Origin of the sequence: Pseudomonas sp. MNR3A, assembly GCF_009650575.1 — a bacterium.
In the GTDB taxonomy this organism is placed as follows: Bacteria; Pseudomonadota; Gammaproteobacteria; order Pseudomonadales; family Pseudomonadaceae; genus Aquipseudomonas; species Aquipseudomonas machongensis.
In genome coordinates this window covers 1-17,232 of sequence record NZ_VZZS01000014.1, presented here as the reverse complement: position 1 = coordinate 17,232, position 17,232 = coordinate 1, and the positions used below count along the sequence as shown (strand labels likewise).

Sequence of the window (17,232 nt, the reverse complement as noted above, 5' to 3'; positions counted from 1 at the left end):
TCTCGGTTTGCTTAGACCGCATAAGTTTTTTTTCGCATAGACCTTATGAAAAAATCTTCTTAGCTTGCCCGTTAAATGTTCTTAGCTCTGTTGTTACAAACCTGAAACGGTTTCAACTCAATTTTTCGTCATTTTTTTGGCGAATAGCAGGATCTTTTTAAAGACCAGGGAGAAGTACCCCATGCGCGTGTTAACCCCCATCACCAGTGCGATTCTGTTGGCCATGGCCTGTGCCAACGCTCAGGCGATGTCGATCACCGAGGCTGTCCAGAGCGCCGTGGACTACCACCCTCAGATCAGCTCCAATCGCAACAGCAAGCTGTCGGCCGATGAGGATGTGAAGTTCGCGCGCGGAGGCTACTTCCCCACCGTCGACCTGGTGGCCGGCTATGGCCGTCAGCGCTCGGACAACCTCAATACGCGCGGCATCAACCCCGACGGCACGCGCAATCACAACAAGGAAACCCTCAACTACACACAGTCCGAACTGCGCCTGCGGCAGATGATCTTCGACGGCTTCAACACCTCCAACGAAGTCGGGCGTACCGAATCGGTGGCCACCTCGCGCGCGTACTACACCCAGGCCATCGCCCAGGATGTCGCCCTGCGCGCCATCGAGGTGTACCTGGAAGTACTCAAGCGCCGTGAGCTGGTGACCCTGGCCAAGAACAACCTGCAGGCGCACCTGCGCGTCAACGACCAGATCGGCCTGCGCAGCGAACGCGGTGTCGGCAGCACCGCCGACCTCGACCAGTCCCGCGCCCGCCGCGCCCTGGCGGAAAACAACCTGGACACCGCCGAGGTCGACCTGGCCGACGCCGAGGCCAACTTCTACAGCGTCATCGGCCGCCAGCCGGACGAGCTGGAAACGCCGACCTCGATCAAGATCCAGATGCCCGGCACCCTAGACGAAGCCCGCCAGGGCATGCGCGAGAACAACCCGTACCTCAAGTCCGCCCAGGCCGATGTCAACGCGGCGGAGAAACAGTACGAAGTGGCCAAGTCGCCGTTCTATCCACGCCTGGACGCAGTGCTGGCCACCGGCGCCAACAACAACCTGGGCGGCGAGCGCGGCCACAGCAACAACGACTGGCAGGCCGGCGTCGAGCTCAGCTACAACCTGTTCCGTGGCGGCAGCGACAAGGCGCGCTTGCAGTCCGATGCGCACAAGATCAACCAGGCCATGGACATCCGCAACAATGCCCTGCGCGAGCTCACCGAGAACCTGAGCCTGGCCTGGAACGCCATGAACAACGCGCGCAAGCAGACCCCTAGCGCCCGCGAATACGCCGAGACCACTCAACGCGTACGCGGTGCCTACCAGGACCAGTTCGGCCTGGGCCAGCGCACCCTGCTCGACGTGCTCGACAGCGAGAACGAGCTGTACAACGCCAACCGCCGCTACACCGAGGTGCGCTACACCGAAGAGTTCTCCATGTACCGGGTGCTGGCGACCATGGGCGAGTTGCTGAGCAAGCAGCGCATCTCGCTGCCACCGGAAGCCATCGCCAAGACCGACGTACGCAATGAGGCGCAGTTGCCCGACATGCGCTAGGCCCTGCATCAGGCGGCTGTAGACCTCTGCAACCGCCTCCCGTCCACCGCGGCAGGAGTAGGCCATCGTGACCAGTATGCAAAGCACGCAGCCCACCCTGGCTGCGGATGATCCGTTGCTCGATGGCCTGCTGATCCTGTGCAAGGTTCATGGGTGCCCGGCCAGCCGTGCCAGCCTGTGCGCCGGCCTGCCGCTGGCCGACCAGCGCCTGAGCCTCGAACTGCTGCCCCGCGCCGCCGCCCGCGCCGGCCTGCAGGCGCGCGTACTGCGCCGCGAACTGAGCGCCATCAATACACTGAACCTGCCGGTACTGTTGCTGCTCGGCGATGGACGCAGCGCCGTGCTGCAACGCTGGAGCGAAGATGGACGGGCACTGATCCTGCCGTGCGAGGCCGACGGTGGCGAGCAATGGGTCGAGCGCCAGGCGCTGGAGCAGGCCTACAGCGGGCAAGCCCTGTTCGCCCGCCCGCGACATACCCTCGAAGACCTGCGTACGCCAATGCTGCCAAGGGTCGAAGCCTGGTTTCGCGACACCCTCAAGCATTCGCGCTGGCTGTACAGCGATGCCCTGCTGGCCAGCCTTCTGATCAACCTGCTCGGGCTGATGGTGCCGCTGTTCGTGATGCAGACCTACGACCGCGTGGTGCCCAACCAGGCCCTCTCGACCCTGTGGGTGCTGGTCATCGGCCTGTTCATCGGTACCGCCTTCGAATTGGTGCTGCGCATGGTCCGCGCGCACCTGCTGGACCAGGCCGGCAAGAAGACCGACCTGATCCTGTCGGCCACGCTGTTCGAACGCATCACCGGCATGGCCATGAAAGCACGTCCGGCCAGCATCGGCGGCTTCGCCCAGAGCATCCACGACTTCCAGGGCCTGCGCGAATTCCTCACCGCCGTGACCCTGACCAGCATCATCGACCTGCCCTTCGTGGTGCTGATGTTGCTGGTCATCGGCCTGCTCGGCGGCTGGCTGGTGCTGATCCCGCTGGTCGCCTTCCCACTGGCGGTGGGCGTGGCGTTGTTCATCCAGATACGCCTGCGCGATACGGTGCAGAAAAGCCTGAGCCTCGGCGCCGTGCGCCAGGCCTTGCTGATCGAAACCCTTGGCGGCCTGGAAACCCTCAAGGCCTGCGGCGCCGAAAGCGAGCGCCAATACCAGTGGGAACACACCAACGGCGCCATCGCCCGTCTCGAAGCCCACGCCCGCAACCTGTCGGCCATGGCCAGCAACGGCACGCTGTTCATCCAGCAGTTCTGCGGCATGGCCACCATCGTCGCGGGGGTCTATTCGATCATCGCCGGCAGCCTCAGCGTGGGCGCGCTGGTCGCCTGCTACATGCTCGGCAGCCGGGTGCTGGCGCCACTGGGCCAGATCGCCGGGCTGATCACCCGTTACCAACAAGCACAACTGACCATGCGCAGCACCGACGCACTGATGAGCTTGCCGCAGGAGCGCCAACCCGGTCAGCAGGCGCTGGAGCATACGGTGCTGCAAGGCGGCCTGGGCATCAGCCACGTGACGTTCCGCTATCCCGGTCAGGTCGCCGCGGCACTGAACGATATCAACCTGTCGATCAAGCCCGGCGAGCGCATCGGCATCATCGGCCGCAGCGGTTCGGGCAAGAGCACGCTCGGGCGATTGTTGATGGGGTTTCACCACCCTGACGAAGGCCAGGTACTGCTGGACAACCTCGACCTGCGCCAGCTGGATATCGCCGACCTGCGCAATCAGCTTGGCTATGTCGCCCACGACATGCCCCTGCTGGCAGGCAGCCTGCGCGACAACCTGACCCTGGGCGCACGCCACGTCAGCGATGCGCGCATGCTCGAAGTCGCCGAGTTGACCGGTGTCAGCGAACTGGCCCGCCAACACCCGCAGGGCTTCGACCGTCCGCTGGGCGAGCGCGGCCAACTGCTCTCCGGCGGCCAGCGCCAGGCTGTCCTGCTGGCCCGCGCACTGTTGCTGGAGCCGCCGATCCTGATCCTGGACGAACCTACCAGTCACATGGACAACAGCAGCGAAGACCAGCTGCGCCAACGCCTGCTGGCCTGGGTGCCCGGCAAGACCCTGCTGCTGGTCACCCACCGCAGCTCGATGCTCAGCCTGGTGGACCGGCTGGTGGTACTGGACAACGGCAAGGTGGTGGCCGACGGGCCGAAGGACGCGGTGATCGATGCCCTGCGCAAAGGCCGTATCGGCGCAGCCCTGTAAACGACGTCAAGAACGGCGCTGCCACAGGCACCGTGGTTTTCATCGGAGGTAGACATGCCCCTCAGCCAAAGTGTCCGCAGCCACCTCCCCGGCGCCGACAAGCATGCCGAGCGCGACTACATGCCGGAGCTGGCCGGTGCCACCCTGCAGGACTCGCCGCGGCTGTCGCGCATCACGGTGTGGCTGGCAGCGGCGCTGTTGCTGGTAGCGCTGGTCTGGGCCAAGTTCGCCGTGCTCGACGAGGTCACGGTCGGCGAAGGCAAGGCCATCCCCTCGAGCAAGGTGCAGGTGATCCAGAACCTCGAAGGCGGCATCGTCACCGAGATCTTCGTGCGCGAAGGGCAGATGGTCGACAAGGGTGCCACCCTGCTGCGCCTGGACGACACCCGTTTCAAGTCGAACAAGGGCGAGAGCGAGGCCGATCGTTATGCCCTGACCGCACAGGTCGAGCGCCTGTCGGCCGAAGCCGAAGGGCGGCCCTTCGCGCTATCGGAAGAAGTCCGCGCCAAGGCACCGCAGGTAGCCGAAGACGAAATCGCCCTCTATCAATCACGCCAGCGCCGGCTCGCCAGCGAGAAGCAGACGCTCAACGAACAACTGCGGCAGAAGACCCAGGAACTCGCCGAATTCCGCTCAAAGGTCGAGCAGTACCGCTCGGCCGTTGGCCTGCTGCAGCAGGAGCTGGACATGTCATCACCCTTGGTGAGCAAGGGCGCCATTTCGCCCGTGGAGATCCTGCGCCTCAAGCAGCGCAGCGTCGAAGCCCGCGGCCAACTGAACGCGACCAACCTGGCCATCCCTCGCGCCGAAGCGGCCATCGCCGAGATTCGCAGCAAGATCCAAGAGTCCGACGCGAGTTTTCGCTCGGACGCCGCCAAGGAGCTCAACGACAAGCGCACGGAACTGTCGAAGATCACCGCCACCAGCATTGCCATCGACGACCGGGTCAACCGCACCACCGTGGTGTCGCCGGTACGGGGCATCGTCAAGCTGCTCAAGGTCAACACCATCGGCGGCGTGGTCCAGCCCGGCAGCGACCTGGTGGAGATCGTCCCGATCGAGGACAACCTGCTGATCGAAGCCAAGGTGCGCCCGCAGGACGTGGCGTTTCTGCATCCGGGGCAGGTGGCGATGGTCAAGTTCAGTGCCTACGACTACACCATCTATGGCGGGCTCAAAGCCACGCTCGAGCTGATCAGCGCCGACACCGTCACCGACGACAAGGGCAATGCGTTCTACCTGATCCAGGTGCGCACCGAGAAAAACCACTTGGGCGGGGACAACAAGCCGCTGCTGATCATCCCGGGGATGACCGCGACGGTGGACATCATCACCGGGCAGAAGAGCGTGCTGGATTACCTGCTCAAGCCGGTGATGAAGGCCCGGACCGAGGCGATGCGCGAGCGGTGAGGGTCTTGGGATTGGTGGTGACCATCATTCTCCCCCATGATTCCGAGCAAAGGTCTCAGCCCCCATGGCGCTGATCTGCCCCTCGATCAATGCCTCGAACGGCCTGAGCAATTCATCGAAATTCGCGGGCTGCTCCAACACATTCAGCGCCTGCACCACCGCCTCGATGGTCGACACCGCACCCGCCTCCGGCGCCTTGCGCAGTCGGTAGCGCGATGGCTGGACCTGGCCGAGCGTCACCCGCGGAAGTTCCTCGAGCAGCGGGTTGAGGTACAGCAACTTGCGTGCCTTGCGCCAGGTCCCGTCTGGGACGATCAGCAGCAACGGCAACGCATCGCCTTCGCCATAGGCCGACACCACCTCGGCCTGCTCGCCCGGGAACAACAGCGCCGGACGATAGCCGGGGGTGGCCAGCAGTGCAGGAAGATTCTCGAAGACTTCGCCAATCAACAGCTCGGCATTGCGCAGCCCCAACGCCGCCAGGCGGGCGGTGTTCAGAGCGTGGCTGGTTTCACTGGGGTGCTGCAGCAGGACTACGCGGGTGCGGCTGTCGAGTGACGGTATCAGTGGGCAAAGGCAATGGGCGAGCGGACGCTGGCAGCGCTCGCAGCGAGGTCTGGGCATGGGGGTCTCCGTTGGCGGAGGGATTTTGCCATATGCCGGGGCTATATACCGGAAATCGGGGCCCGCCTTGCGGGCCATTCGCGGGACAAGTCGGGACGCCGAACCGCCGCTCCCACAAGTACACCACATGCCTCGAACGCGGTGCTGTCCTGTGGGAGCGGCGGTTCGGCGTCCTGACTTGTCCCGCGATGGGCCGAGCAGCGGCCCCAGGATCTGTGCAGCTACACAGGATGCAGGGGCTGCTACAGCAGATCGCAGTGCCTGGCAGGAGCAGGTTTGTCGGCGTCGCCATTCCCCTCTAACGATTGAACCGCTCCGCCAGGCTATGCAGGTACTCCGCCATCCGCTCCAGGTCCTGGCTGATCTCGGCGCCCTGCTTCGCCTGCCCGGCGCTTTCGTCGCACAGGTGGGCAATGCGCACGATCTGCTGGTTGATATCCTCCGCCACATGGCTCTGCTGCTCGGACGCAGTCGCCATCTGCTGGCTCATACCGGTAATGCGGCTCACCGCCTGGACGATGCCGGCCAGTGCCGACTGCACCGCCTCGACGCTGTGCACGCTGTCGCGGGAAATCTGCTCGCCGCGGCTGGCGCTGCTCACCGCGCGCTCGGCACCGGCACGCAGCGAGGCGATGATCTGGTGGATTTCCTCGGTGGAGGTGCGGGTGCGCTGGGCCAGCGAGCGCACCTCGTCGGCCACCACCGCAAAGCCCCTGCCCTGCTCCCCGGCACGCGCCGCTTCGATAGCGGCATTGAGCGCCAGCAGGTTGGTCTGCTCGGCGATCGAGGTGATCACATCCACCACACTGCCGATCGACTGGGTCTGCTCGGCCAGGGCATTGACCGCCTGGCCGATGTCGTTCACCGCCTCGCTCATGCTGCCCATGGCCCGCAGGCTCTGCTGGGCCAGGTCACTGCCCTGCTGCGCCAGCTGGTCGGCATCGCCGGCCGCATGGGCAGTGCTCTGCACGTTATGGGTGACCTGCTGGATGGTCGCCGCCATCTGCGCGATGGCGGTGGCCGACTGGTCGGTTTCGCTACGCTGTCGGTCGAGCATCTGCGCCTGGGCATCAGACAGTTCCGCTGACTGTGCGGCCCGTGACTTGACCCCAACGCCGGCGTCCACCAGCCGCGTGAGCGCGGTCTGCAGGCGTGCCTCTTCGCTGATGATCGCCAGGTCGAGCTGGCCGCGCAGGCCGGGGTTGTCACTGTAGGTCAGGGCGACCAGCGGGCTGGTGAAGGCCTTGGGATGCTCGGCCAGGGTACGGCGGATGGCCTGGTTCTGTCGGTGTTCGATCAGGTACCAGGCACTGAACAAGCTGACCATCAGCAGGCCCAACGCCGCATAGGGCGGTAGCCACAGGTAGCCTGCCGCCGAAATCAGCCCAGCCCCCACCAGTGGCCAGCCAGTCCCCAGGCCATGCCCCAGCCGCGCCGCCCAGGGCACTGGCGAGCGCTCGTCGCGCAGGCGTGCGTACAACGCTTCGGCACGACGAATCTGTTCGCGGGTCGGCACCGAACGCACTGATTCGTAGCCACTGATGCGGCCGTTCTCGTAGATCGCCGTGACATAGGCGCTGACCCAGTAGAAGTCGCCGTTCTTGGCGCGGTTCTTCACCACACCCATCCACGGCTTGCCCTGCTTGATGGTTTCCCACATATGGCCGAATACCGACGGCGGCATGTCGGGATGGCGCACCAGGTTGTGCGGCTGCCCCACCAACTCGTCGTAGGTGAATCCGCTGATCGCCACGAACGCATCGTTGCAGTAGGTGATCCGGCTGTTCAGGTCGGTGGTGGAAATCAACCGCTGCTCGCTGGAGAACGTTCTTTCATGCTCGGTTACGGGCAGATTCGTGCGCATCTCGGGCGGTCCTTGCTTGTGTAGATGAGGGGGAAATTTCATCAAAGCAAGTAAAGGTTTAGCAGAGCTTTTTCACGTGCGGGATCAGCATTTGTAAGAAAAGTTCCCGACCTGACGGAATGTATTTTCGGCAACGCCGATCAGCCCACATTCAACTGCGACTTGAGCAGGTCGCGGAAGGTCTGGATCAATGGTTCGCGGCTGCGCCCTCGCCGGATGATCAACGAAAATGGCGCCTGATAGCCGAAGGTAGACGGCGATAACACCCGAAGATCACCTTTGTCGGCCCAGGCCTGGGCATAGTGCTCGGGCAGGTAACCGATGTAGGCACCGGACAGGATCAGGATCAACTGCGCCTCCATGCTTTCCACGGTCGCGGCGCTGTGCTTGAAGCCGTGACGAGCCAGTTCCGCCTGGCTCCAGTAACCGCGCCCGACCATGCGCTGCTGGGTGATGACCTGCGCCGGAATACGACGCTCGTTGAACAGCGGGTGGCGGCTGCTGCAGTACAGCCAGTGCTGCTCGCGGTACAACGGCTGGTACACCAGGCCGCTCATGCGCGAAGAGAAGGCGCCGATGGCCAGGTCCAGGCGGTTGTCCTGCACACCCAGCTGCAGCTCGTAAGGGCTGGAAACCGACAGGTGCAAGTGCACGGCCGGGTGCTCCTGGCTGTAGGCGCCGATCGCCTCGGCCAGGGGCAGCGCGCGATCGCCGACGGTGGAGTCGATCACCCCCAGGTTGAGGGTGCCGCGCAGCTCACCCTTGAGCGCCGCAGCGTATTGCTCGAAACCATCGAGTTCGCCCAGTAGGCGCAAGGTCTCCTGGTGGAACAGCTCACCCTTGCTGGTCAGGCTGAAACCACCACGGCCGCGGTGGCACAGCACCAGGCCCAGGGCACTTTCCAGCTGGCTCATGTAGGTGCTGATGGCCGACGTGGAAAGGTTGAGGTCACGCTGGGCGTTGGCGAAACCTTGGTGACGCACCACGCTGACGAAGATGCGCAGCAGTTTCAGGTCGGGCAGCGATGAGGCCATGGCGCACAGGTTCCGCAGACTGGAAATCCGTCAGAGTCTACCGCGCCTTCGTCGCGATAGTTCAGAAATTCCTGAAGTAAGTATTTGTCGGTAGCGATTCTTCCGGCGCACTACCTTGCGCAGACTTGGCCGAAATGTCCCTGGTCGCCGGCGTCTTCGCGCTTGCCGAGCGTGCCGCGACACAGGTTCGAACAAACAGAACAATCGACCGACTGATGAGGCCCACCGTGGACAAGATTCTCCACCAACCACTGGGCGGCAACGAAATGCCGCGTTTCGGCGGCATCGCCACCATGCTCCGTCTTCCCCACCTGCAAAGCGCCGAAGGCCTGGACGCCGCCTTCATCGGCGTGCCGCTGGACATCGGCACCTCGCTGCGCTCCGGTACCCGCTTCGGCCCGCGGCAGATCCGCGCCGAATCGGTGATGATCCGCCCGTACAACATGGCCACCGGCGCCGCCCCGTTCGACTCGCTGTCGGTCGCCGACATCGGTGACGTGGCGATCAACACCTTCAACCTGCTCGACGCCGTACGCATCATCGAAGAAGCCTACGACGAGATCCTCGAACACAACGTCATCCCCATGACCCTGGGTGGCGACCACACCATCACCCTGCCGATCCTGCGCGCCCTGCATAAAAAGTACGGCAAGATCGGCCTGGTACACATCGACGCCCACGCCGACGTCAACGATCATATGTTCGGCGAGAAGATCGCCCACGGCACCACCTTCCGCCGCGCTGTCGAGGAAGGCCTGCTGGACTGCGACCGCGTAGTGCAGATCGGCCTGCGCGCCCAGGGTTATACCGCCGACGACTTCAACTGGAGCCGCCGCCAGGGCTTCCGCGTTGTGCAAGCCGAAGAGTGCTGGCACAAATCGCTGGAGCCGCTGATGGCCGAAGTGCGCGAGAAGGTCGGCGGTGGCCCGGTGTACCTGTCGTTCGACATCGACGGCATCGACCCGGCCTGGGCGCCAGGCACCGGCACCCCGGAAATCGGCGGCCTGACCACCATCCAGGCGATGGAAATCATCCGCGGTTGCCACGGCCTGGACCTGATCGGCTGCGACCTGGTCGAGGTCTCGCCCCCGTACGACACCACCGGCAACACCTCGCTGCTGGGCGCCAACCTGTTGTTCGAAATGCTCTGCGTGCTTCCCGGCGTAGTGCGTCGCTGATCACCTGAAACACCTGCAATACCCAGGCAGGAGCCGTGGGACAGGGCCATAGAGGCCCGCCAACACTCGATGAGGAGCGCCGGACGCGGTGAGAGCGTCCGAGCGATCGATCTCGCATAATAAAGATAATCGGAGACACCCATGGCCTTGGACATCATTGTTGTACTGATCTACGCCGCTGGCATGCTCGGGCTTGGCTGGTACGGCATGCGGCGTGCGAAGACCCACGAAGACTACCTGGTCGCCGGACGCAATCTCGGCCCGACCCTCTACATGGGCACCATGGCCACCACCGTGCTCGGCGGTGCATCCACCGTCGGCACCGTGCGCCTGGGCTATGTCCACGGCATTTCCGGTTTCTGGCTGTGCGCGGCCCTGGGCCTGGGCATCATCGCCCTGAACCTGTTCCTCGCCAAACCGCTGCTGCGCCTGCGCATCTTCACCGTGACCCAGGTACTGGAGCGCCGCTACAACCCGATGGCGCGCCAGGCCAGTGCAGTGATCATGCTGGCCTACGCGCTGATGATCGGCGTGGTCTCCACGCTGGCCATGGGCACCGTGCTGCAAGTGCTGCTCGATGTGCCGTTCTGGATGGCCTTGCTGTTCGGCGGTGGCGTGGTGGTGGTCTACTCGACCATCGGCGGCATGTGGTCGCTGACCCTCACCGACATCGTGCAGTTCGTCATCAAGACCGTGGGCCTGATGTTCATCCTCCTGCCGGTGTGCCTGTACAAGGCCGGTGGCTGGGATGCACTGGTGGCCAAGCTGCCGGCGGCGAGCTTCCAGCTCACCACCATCGGCTGGGACACCATCATCACCTACTTCCTGATCTACTTCTTCGGCATCCTGATCGGCCAGGACATCTGGCAGCGTGTGTTCACCGCACGTGACGAGAAAGTCTGCCAGCGCGCCGGTACCGCCGCAGGCGTGTACTGCGTGATCTACGGCCTGGCCTGCGCGCTGATCGGCATGGCCGCCCACGTGCTGATGCCAGACCTGGCCAACCCGAACAACGCCTTCGCCGAGATGATCAAGACCACCCTGCCCGACGGCATCCGTGGCCTGCTGATGGCGGCGGCACTGGCGGCGATGATGTCGACCGCAAGCGCCGGCCTGCTGGCGGCGTCCACCACCCTGACCGAAGACCTGCTGCCCAAGCTGCGTGGTGGCAAGCGCTCGAGCCTGGGCGTGAACCGCCTGTTCACCCTGCTCACTGGCGTGGCCGTGCTGGTGATCGCCCTGGCGGTGAACGATGTGATCAGTGCCCTCACCCTGGCCTACAACCTGCTGGTTGGTGGCATGCTGATCCCGCTGATCGGGGCGATCTTCTGGAAACGCGCGACCACCCCGGGTGCAATCGCCAGCATGTCGCTGGGCTTTGCCACCGCGCTGTTCTTCATGTTCAAGGACGGCCTGGATGCCAACTCGCCGATCTACTACAGCCTGGCGGTGGGCCTGGTGAGCTTTGTCGTGGTCAGCCTGATGTCGCGTAAACCGACGGCTGCGGTGAACCTGGCCTGATCTCCAGGGCAGAAATCTCCGGACCAGCCCGCCCCTACCCTGTGGAAGCAGCTGTCTTGTTCAAAATCCAAAGGTCAGCCCAATCCCTGTGGGAGCGGGCTGGTCCCGCGATCACCGGCGAAGCCGGTGCCATGCACTGCGAAAGCCACACCACAGATCCCCCTTGCAAAAACGCAAAAGGCCGCCGCATCCCCCAAGGATGCAGCGGCCTTTTTCCTGCGCTAATCAGCGCCGACGCGGCTGGCGCTTGCGCTGTTCTTCGTCGGTGGGGATCGGTACCGGTTGCAATGGCGGCGGTACCAGGCCAAGGGCGACGGCAAGGTCGTGGAGCCAGTTGTACATGCGCTTGTTCATAGTGCCCCCTTCACGGGTCAGCCTTGCGGCAAATCAGTCCTGCGATGCTTCATACAGATCATAGTCCCATGTTCTGTATATCGCCTGCGTCTAACCTTACAGATATGGGCGATTTTGCCGCAGATCAAGCGGAAACGCCGTACTCCGACAGCCGGTTTACTGTTTCACCTTGTTGCAGATCGATCCACGCCTGCAAATTCGCCCCGCACATGCCCTGGCGCCACATCAACCAGGTCTCGGCATGATCGAACGGCGCCTGCAGCGGATGCGCGCTGACCCGCTCGCGGCCCGGCAGGCTGTCGAGCATCGACTGCGACATCATCGCCACCCCCGCCCCCGCGATCACGCACGCCAGCATGCCCTGGTACGACTCGATCTCCATCACCCGCCCCATTGGCGTGTGGTCGTGCGCATACCAGGCTTCCAGACGCATGCGGTAGGCACACCCCTGGCGGAACGTGAACACCGAACGCCCGGCCACATCACGCGCACTGTACACCGGCGGATGCTCAGGGCTGGTGATCAGCACCAGCCGTTCCTCGCACAACGGCACGCCATCGAGCCCGGCCAGCCCCGGCGGGCCATCCACCAACGCGGCGTCCAGGCGGCGCTCAAGCAGGCCCTGCAACAACTCGCCACTGGGCGCGGCCTGCACCTGCAGGTTCACTGCCGGATAGGCCTGATGGTAGCGCGCAAGCAACGCCGGAAGCTGGATGGCCGCCGTGCTGTACATGGTCCCGATGATGAAGTCCCCGGCTGGCTGACCGCCCTGCACCGCCGCCATGGCTTCATCGCGCAGTACCGAAAGCTTGTGCGCATAGTCCAGCAACACTTTGCCGGCCGGCGACAGCTGCAAGCGCTGACGCTCGCGCAGGAACAACTCCACGCCCAGCTGCTCCTCGAGCTGACGCAGACGCGTCGACAGGTTCGACGGCACCCGGTGCAGGCGCTCGGCGGCGCGGGTCACTGAACCCTCCTCGGCGACGGCCTGGAAAATCCGCAATTGGCTGAAGTCCACGATATTCTCCAAAACAGAACAACTTGATCATCATTATTCAATTTTATTGAAAGTCAAGAACTCCTACCCTGCCATCCATCGCTTACCACTGCGCAGGAGTTTTCCCATGTCGCCCTTACTGCAACTCATGGCCAGTGCCGTCGCACTGATGATGGCCATGGGCATCGGCCGCTTCGCCCTGACCCCGCAGATGCCCCGCCTGATTGCCGAGGGCCAGTTCGACCTGACCGCAGGCGGCCTGGTGGCCGCTGCCAACTATCTCGGCTATTTCATGGGTGCCGTGGACGGCATGTTCGCCCGCCACCCGCACCAGGTGCGCCTGCGCCTGCATGCCGGGCTGTGGTTGTGCGTGCTGCTGACCCTGGCCTCCTGGGCTGCCAACGGATTCTGGAGCCACCTGCTGCTGCGCTTCGGCACCGGTGTGGCAAGCGCCTGGGCATTGGTGATGCTGACCAGCCTCAGCCAGCACGTGGCCAGCAGCCATGGTCGCGCGCGACTCGGCGCCCTGGTGTTCGCAGGCCCCGGTGTGGGGATCGCCATCACCGGTTTCCTCGCACTCGGTGCGCACCTGCTCAGCCTCGACTCGGCGGCGCTGTGGTTGATGTACTCGGTGGCAGCGCTGGTGATGCTGCTGGCTGTGCTGCCGTGGCTGCCGCGCGCCCATCTGCTGACGCCCGCGCCCAGCACCGCAGCAGCGCAGGCTCATCCACGCCAGCGCGGCATCGCCCGTCTGGCGGTGGTCTATGCGTTGTACGGCATCGGCTACATCCTGCCCGCCACCTTCCTCTCGCAGATGGCCAGCCAGCAATTCCAGGGGCAGTGGCTTGCCGACCTGTTCTGGCCCGGCTTCGGGCTGGCTGCGGCGCTTGGCGTAGTGATCGTCAGCCTGCGCGGCGCAGGCCGCACCAGCGCTTGGCTGACCGCCACACTCTGGCTGCAAGCCCTGGGTGTGCTGGCCTGCCTGCTGGGCGGCGGGATTGGCCTGGGGTTGGGGGTATTGTTGTGCGGTGCGCCGTTCCTGGCCTGCATGCAGTTGGTGATGCAGCGTTCGCGAGAGCTCGCGCCCCACGCCACCCAGCGCAACGCCGGGCTGCTGACCGCCTGCTTCGCCCTTGGCCAGCTCAGCGGACCCTTGCTGGCCGCACTGAGCAACCACTTCAGCGGTGGGCTGCAACCTGCACTGTTGCTGGCGGCTGCGGGGCTGGGGGTCGCCGGGTTGCTGGTGGCGACAAGCAGGTCGGATCAACGCGCCGCCGAGCAACTGGCGACTCCTGTGTAGGAGCGGCCTCGTGTCGCGAAAGGGCTGCGCAGCAGCCCCGACATTCTGTGTAGCTGCACAGAGTTTGGGGCCGCTGCGCAGCCCTTTCGCGACACAAGGCCGCTCCTACACGGCGAATGAGTCGATTTCATTCTCGGGCTGTGATGTCAATGCACCGAATTACGCCCAACCTCCAGGTCGTTCAGCAACGCCTTGGCCATCGCGCTCAGGTAGTGCAGCGCGGTGACGATCACCGGGTCCACCTGTTCCTGCTCGCTCAACTCGCGGACACAGCCAAGGATCACCGACACTTCTTCCAGCACCCGCTCGAAAGGAATGCCGGGCTGTACGCGGTACATGTCCAGGAAAGTCGCCACACCAGCGGTGGTGTAGCCATTAGGTAGATCAGTCATGGTCACGTCTCCTCACTGTGGTGTGGGGAACGTGCGTAAGGCGGGGTGGATCGGGGACGAGCTTTTTCATGGGGTCAAATCTCACGTCTGGTCAGAGATATCACCACCCCACTCTTTCTCACGGAATTAGGGTGGCAACCGTGCACGGAGTGAGAAACCGAGGACGTGAGAGCCCGGCCGGACCGAAGCCCGTCCGCACACGGCTGCCATAAAGAAGTGCCGCTGCCACGTCGTCGGGTTTCTCACGCCCGGTCGCCAAATGACGACCCGGCGAAGTTATCCCTGACGCATTTCCACGACAATTAAGACGCTTCCGCAAGCCGCGTAGGATAGATCCTAACGACTCAAAACCTGACACCGGCGCCCGAGAATTAGGAAAAATCAGACACGCTACAGCCCGCCTTACCCCACCACCCGACGCAACTGCCGCCGCACCCAAGGCTCGGCACTCACCAGCACCACACCACCGAGCACCATCACCGCCCCCACCACGAAGTTCACGCTCAGCGGCTCATCCAGCAACAACACCCCGAACGTCACCCCGAACAACGGCGTGATGAACGAAAACACCGCCAGGTTCGACGCCAGGTACTGGCGCAGCAACCAGAACCAGGTCAGGTAACTGAAGAACGACACCACCAACCCCTGGAACAGCACGCTGCCCAGTGCCAACGGCGTGAACGACACCGCTCCGATCTGCCCGCTGAACAACGCCATCAGCAGCAAGCCGACGAAGCCCACCATCAGCTGGTAGAACAGCGTCAAGGTCGCCGGCGCCTCCGACAGCCGCGAAGCCCGCACCACCACCGTGGTCGCACCCCACATCAGCCCGGCCAGCACCGCCATGGCATCGCCGAGCAGCACCCGCCCATCGAGTTGATCCAGCGACAGCCCGCCCGCAAAGGCCAGGGCAATCCCAGCAAACGCCAGCGCAATCCCCAGCCACTGCAACAAACGCAGACGCTCGCTGGGCAACATGAAGTGCAGCCCCAGGGCGGTGAACACTGGGGCCGTGTAGAGAAATACCGACATATGCGCCGCCGAGGTCAGCTTCAGCCCCTCGGCGATGAACAGAAACTCCAGCCCGAACAACGCCCCGGCCAGCAAACCCGCGCGCCAGGTGCTGCCCAACTGCGCCCAGCCGCCCCGCCAGCACATCAGCAGCCCGACCAGCACCGCAGCGATACCGGAGCGAAACGCCGCCTGCATCACCGGCGCGATATCCACGGCAGCCCATTTGATCATCACCTGCTGGGAGCCCCAGATCAGGCACAACCCCAGCATCACCTGCAGGGCAAAGGCGTCAGTGTTCTTGCGGGCCGCGCTCATGGGCGGGCCTCGTAGCGGGTCAGGGGCATGGGCAACGCTCGGCAGTCAGAAAATGGATCCATTGCCGATTATCGGTGCGCCCGCCCCGCCGATACCAGCCTAAATCGCACCTGGTGTGATCTGCGGCTTGCTCGAGACCTGATCGAAGGTGGACTCATCCAGCGCATCTGCCTGCTGATCCAGCTTCAAGCGTGGGCTGTCCGCTCCTGGAATCGCGCTGTCGATGAGGCTGAGCAGGCGCGAGCCGCGCTCGGTGAGCACAAAGTTTTCACCGTTGCCGCCATCCTCTTCAGGCCGGCTTTCGATGAAGCCGCGCTGGAACAGCAGCTTTTCGTATTCACAGGCGCGGGTTTTCAGCTGATCCAGATCGCCCACCGGCTGGCCTTTGGCGGCCATCGCCGCAGCATGCTGCTCGGCGTAGGGGCGTGGCGTGAAGCTGTGACCGGCGCCGTTCTGCACCTCGTGCAGCAAGCGTTCGATCAGGTCCCAGTCGTAGGTGCTCATGGCAGTGGCCTCTTGCTGTGGACGGTGGGTACACAGCATGGGACCGGAGGCGTTGGAGGTCCGTTCAAATCATCGACAGTACACGGTTGGAACCGGCTCGGGGTCTGCGGACAGGCATCTACGGCACTTAAAATCGGCTCAAATGCTTCGCAATCAAGTGCCCGCAAGCTGCTTCATGTGCCGCAAGCCCGCACCTGCGATAATCGTTCCAACTGCCTTTAGCAGCATCTTTTAGACCAAAGAAACAGTCTTACCTAGGCAAAAAACGTCTATGCAAGAATGTTTTGTAGTTTTCAGGCGCCGCACTTATTAACGTCTCGATATCATCACCACGAACCAGAGAATGGTCGACTATAGACTCTACAAAATAGTAAAGACACTCAGGATTTTCACTTAATTCCGACTCAAAACTCCGAAGGAACTCCAGAATGCACTCAAATGAATTTTTCTGCACCAGAGCGCAACCCAAAAACTCGTACGCGGATATGTAGTATGAACGTTCAACAATGCCATCCACCCCGCCCAACTCTTTTAATGAAGCCTCCAGAGCTTCAGCAGAAAAGAAGGGTAAAGAAACCAAACATAAGACAAATTTTCTGAAGTACTCATCGACCAAGAGCATTGTCGATATCCTTTATTAGCTGTTTAGCAAAATCAATATCCCGCTGACTGTAAGGGTACCTGCCGGGTCGTTGATTATCAGCATTACGAACTAATCGCTTAGTCTATTCCTGACCTCAATGGCTTTTTGCTCATGCCCAGCAGGAGACAACATGTTGCCTGTAGCTTTCTCATAACGCACAGCGTCAGCCAATCCGCCGTTTCCGACCCTGTTGCCGGTTTTATCCGCACCGTAATACGAAGTCAGAATCTTTTCAAATTGGTCGCTATCTGCCGGCCGATAAATAGGTCCAAACCCACCCTTGGGCGTATCCACGCTATTTCTTGCCCCCCCCCC

Annotated in this window: 16 protein-coding genes; 6 read left to right on the top strand and 10 right to left on the bottom strand. The window is 63.3% G+C overall.

Annotation, left to right across the window (positions count from 1 at the left end):
* Nucleotides 1-181 precede the first annotated feature (181 nt).
* The 3 genes from F6X62_RS10785 to F6X62_RS10775 all read left to right on the top strand — a co-directional run bounded on the left by F6X62_RS10785 (nucleotide 182) and on the right by F6X62_RS10775 (nucleotide 5,177).
* Nucleotides 182-1,555: a TolC family outer membrane protein gene (locus F6X62_RS10785; RefSeq protein ID WP_125930456.1), complete on the top strand. Its 1,374-nt coding sequence runs from the start codon at nucleotides 182-184 to the stop codon at nucleotides 1,553-1,555.
* Nucleotides 1,556-1,631: 76 nt separating this feature from the next.
* On the top strand, nucleotides 1,632-3,767 hold the full coding sequence (locus tag F6X62_RS10780) for a type I secretion system permease/ATPase (protein ID WP_153773511.1): 2,136 nt from the start codon (nucleotides 1,632-1,634) through the stop codon (nucleotides 3,765-3,767).
* A gap of 54 nt (nucleotides 3,768-3,821) precedes the next feature.
* Nucleotides 3,822-5,177, top strand: coding sequence for an HlyD family type I secretion periplasmic adaptor subunit (locus tag F6X62_RS10775; protein ID WP_153773484.1), 1,356 nt, complete (start codon nucleotides 3,822-3,824; stop codon nucleotides 5,175-5,177).
* 24 nt (nucleotides 5,178-5,201) lie between these two features.
* Here the strand turns inward: F6X62_RS10775 and F6X62_RS10770 are convergent, their stop codons facing one another.
* The 3 genes from F6X62_RS10770 to F6X62_RS10760 all read right to left on the bottom strand — a co-directional run bounded on the left by F6X62_RS10770 (nucleotide 5,202) and on the right by F6X62_RS10760 (nucleotide 8,699).
* Nucleotides 5,202-5,801: a tRNA-uridine aminocarboxypropyltransferase gene (locus F6X62_RS10770; RefSeq protein WP_153773483.1), complete on the bottom strand. Its 600-nt coding sequence runs from the start codon at nucleotides 5,799-5,801 to the stop codon at nucleotides 5,202-5,204.
* A gap of 298 nt (nucleotides 5,802-6,099) precedes the next feature.
* On the bottom strand, nucleotides 6,100-7,665 hold the full coding sequence (locus F6X62_RS10765; RefSeq protein WP_153773482.1) for a PAS domain-containing methyl-accepting chemotaxis protein: 1,566 nt from the start codon (nucleotides 7,663-7,665) through the stop codon (nucleotides 6,100-6,102).
* A 140-nt stretch (nucleotides 7,666-7,805) separates the two neighbouring features.
* Nucleotides 7,806-8,699 carry a LysR family transcriptional regulator gene (locus F6X62_RS10760; protein WP_054893274.1) on the bottom strand — a complete coding sequence of 298 codons (894 nt, stop codon included), beginning with the start codon at nucleotides 8,697-8,699 and terminating at the stop codon, nucleotides 7,806-7,808.
* A 227-nt stretch (nucleotides 8,700-8,926) separates the two neighbouring features.
* Between F6X62_RS10760 and speB the strand changes: the two genes are divergently transcribed.
* Nucleotides 8,927-9,877, top strand: coding sequence for an agmatinase (speB, locus tag F6X62_RS10755; protein WP_153773481.1), 951 nt, complete (start codon nucleotides 8,927-8,929; stop codon nucleotides 9,875-9,877).
* 141 nt (nucleotides 9,878-10,018) lie between these two features.
* The gene (locus F6X62_RS10750) at nucleotides 10,019-11,398 is read left to right on the top strand and encodes a sodium:solute symporter (protein WP_063543766.1); all 1,380 of its coding nucleotides are present in this window, start codon (nucleotides 10,019-10,021) and stop codon (nucleotides 11,396-11,398) included.
* Between the two features lie 225 nt (nucleotides 11,399-11,623).
* On the opposite strand, the gene F6X62_RS25405 is transcribed toward F6X62_RS10750, so the two are convergent.
* Together F6X62_RS25405 and F6X62_RS10745 are read right to left on the bottom strand one after the other, a co-directional pair.
* Nucleotides 11,624-11,752 carry a PA1414 family protein gene (locus F6X62_RS25405; RefSeq protein WP_256093825.1) on the bottom strand — a complete coding sequence of 43 codons (129 nt, stop codon included), beginning with the start codon at nucleotides 11,750-11,752 and terminating at the stop codon, nucleotides 11,624-11,626.
* A 124-nt stretch (nucleotides 11,753-11,876) separates the two neighbouring features.
* Nucleotides 11,877-12,770, bottom strand: a complete 894-nt coding sequence (locus F6X62_RS10745) for a LysR family transcriptional regulator (RefSeq protein WP_153773480.1) — start codon at nucleotides 12,768-12,770, stop codon at nucleotides 11,877-11,879.
* A 106-nt stretch (nucleotides 12,771-12,876) separates the two neighbouring features.
* Here F6X62_RS10745 and F6X62_RS10740 point away from each other — a divergent pair, with 106 nt between their 5' ends.
* Nucleotides 12,877-14,049: a YbfB/YjiJ family MFS transporter gene (locus F6X62_RS10740; protein ID WP_153773479.1), complete on the top strand. Its 1,173-nt coding sequence runs from the start codon at nucleotides 12,877-12,879 to the stop codon at nucleotides 14,047-14,049.
* 146 nt (nucleotides 14,050-14,195) lie between these two features.
* On the opposite strand, the gene F6X62_RS10735 is transcribed toward F6X62_RS10740, so the two are convergent.
* The 5 genes from F6X62_RS10735 to F6X62_RS25280 form a co-directional block, all read right to left on the bottom strand.
* Entirely contained in the window at nucleotides 14,196-14,441 is a 246-nt protein-coding gene (locus tag F6X62_RS10735; RefSeq protein ID WP_153773478.1) for a DUF3077 domain-containing protein, read from the bottom strand.
* 402 nt (nucleotides 14,442-14,843) lie between these two features.
* Nucleotides 14,844-15,770: a DMT family transporter gene (locus F6X62_RS10730; protein WP_054893281.1), complete on the bottom strand. Its 927-nt coding sequence runs from the start codon at nucleotides 15,768-15,770 to the stop codon at nucleotides 14,844-14,846.
* 99 nt (nucleotides 15,771-15,869) lie between these two features.
* Nucleotides 15,870-16,274, bottom strand: a complete 405-nt coding sequence (locus tag F6X62_RS10725) for a transcriptional regulator (RefSeq protein ID WP_065861239.1) — start codon at nucleotides 16,272-16,274, stop codon at nucleotides 15,870-15,872.
* A gap of 250 nt (nucleotides 16,275-16,524) precedes the next feature.
* Nucleotides 16,525-16,896 carry a hypothetical protein gene (locus tag F6X62_RS10720; protein WP_153773477.1) on the bottom strand — a complete coding sequence of 124 codons (372 nt, stop codon included), beginning with the start codon at nucleotides 16,894-16,896 and terminating at the stop codon, nucleotides 16,525-16,527.
* 90 nt (nucleotides 16,897-16,986) lie between these two features.
* Nucleotides 16,987-17,232: hypothetical protein (locus F6X62_RS25280; RefSeq protein WP_218572551.1), on the bottom strand; the 246-nt coding region annotated here is incomplete at its 5' end.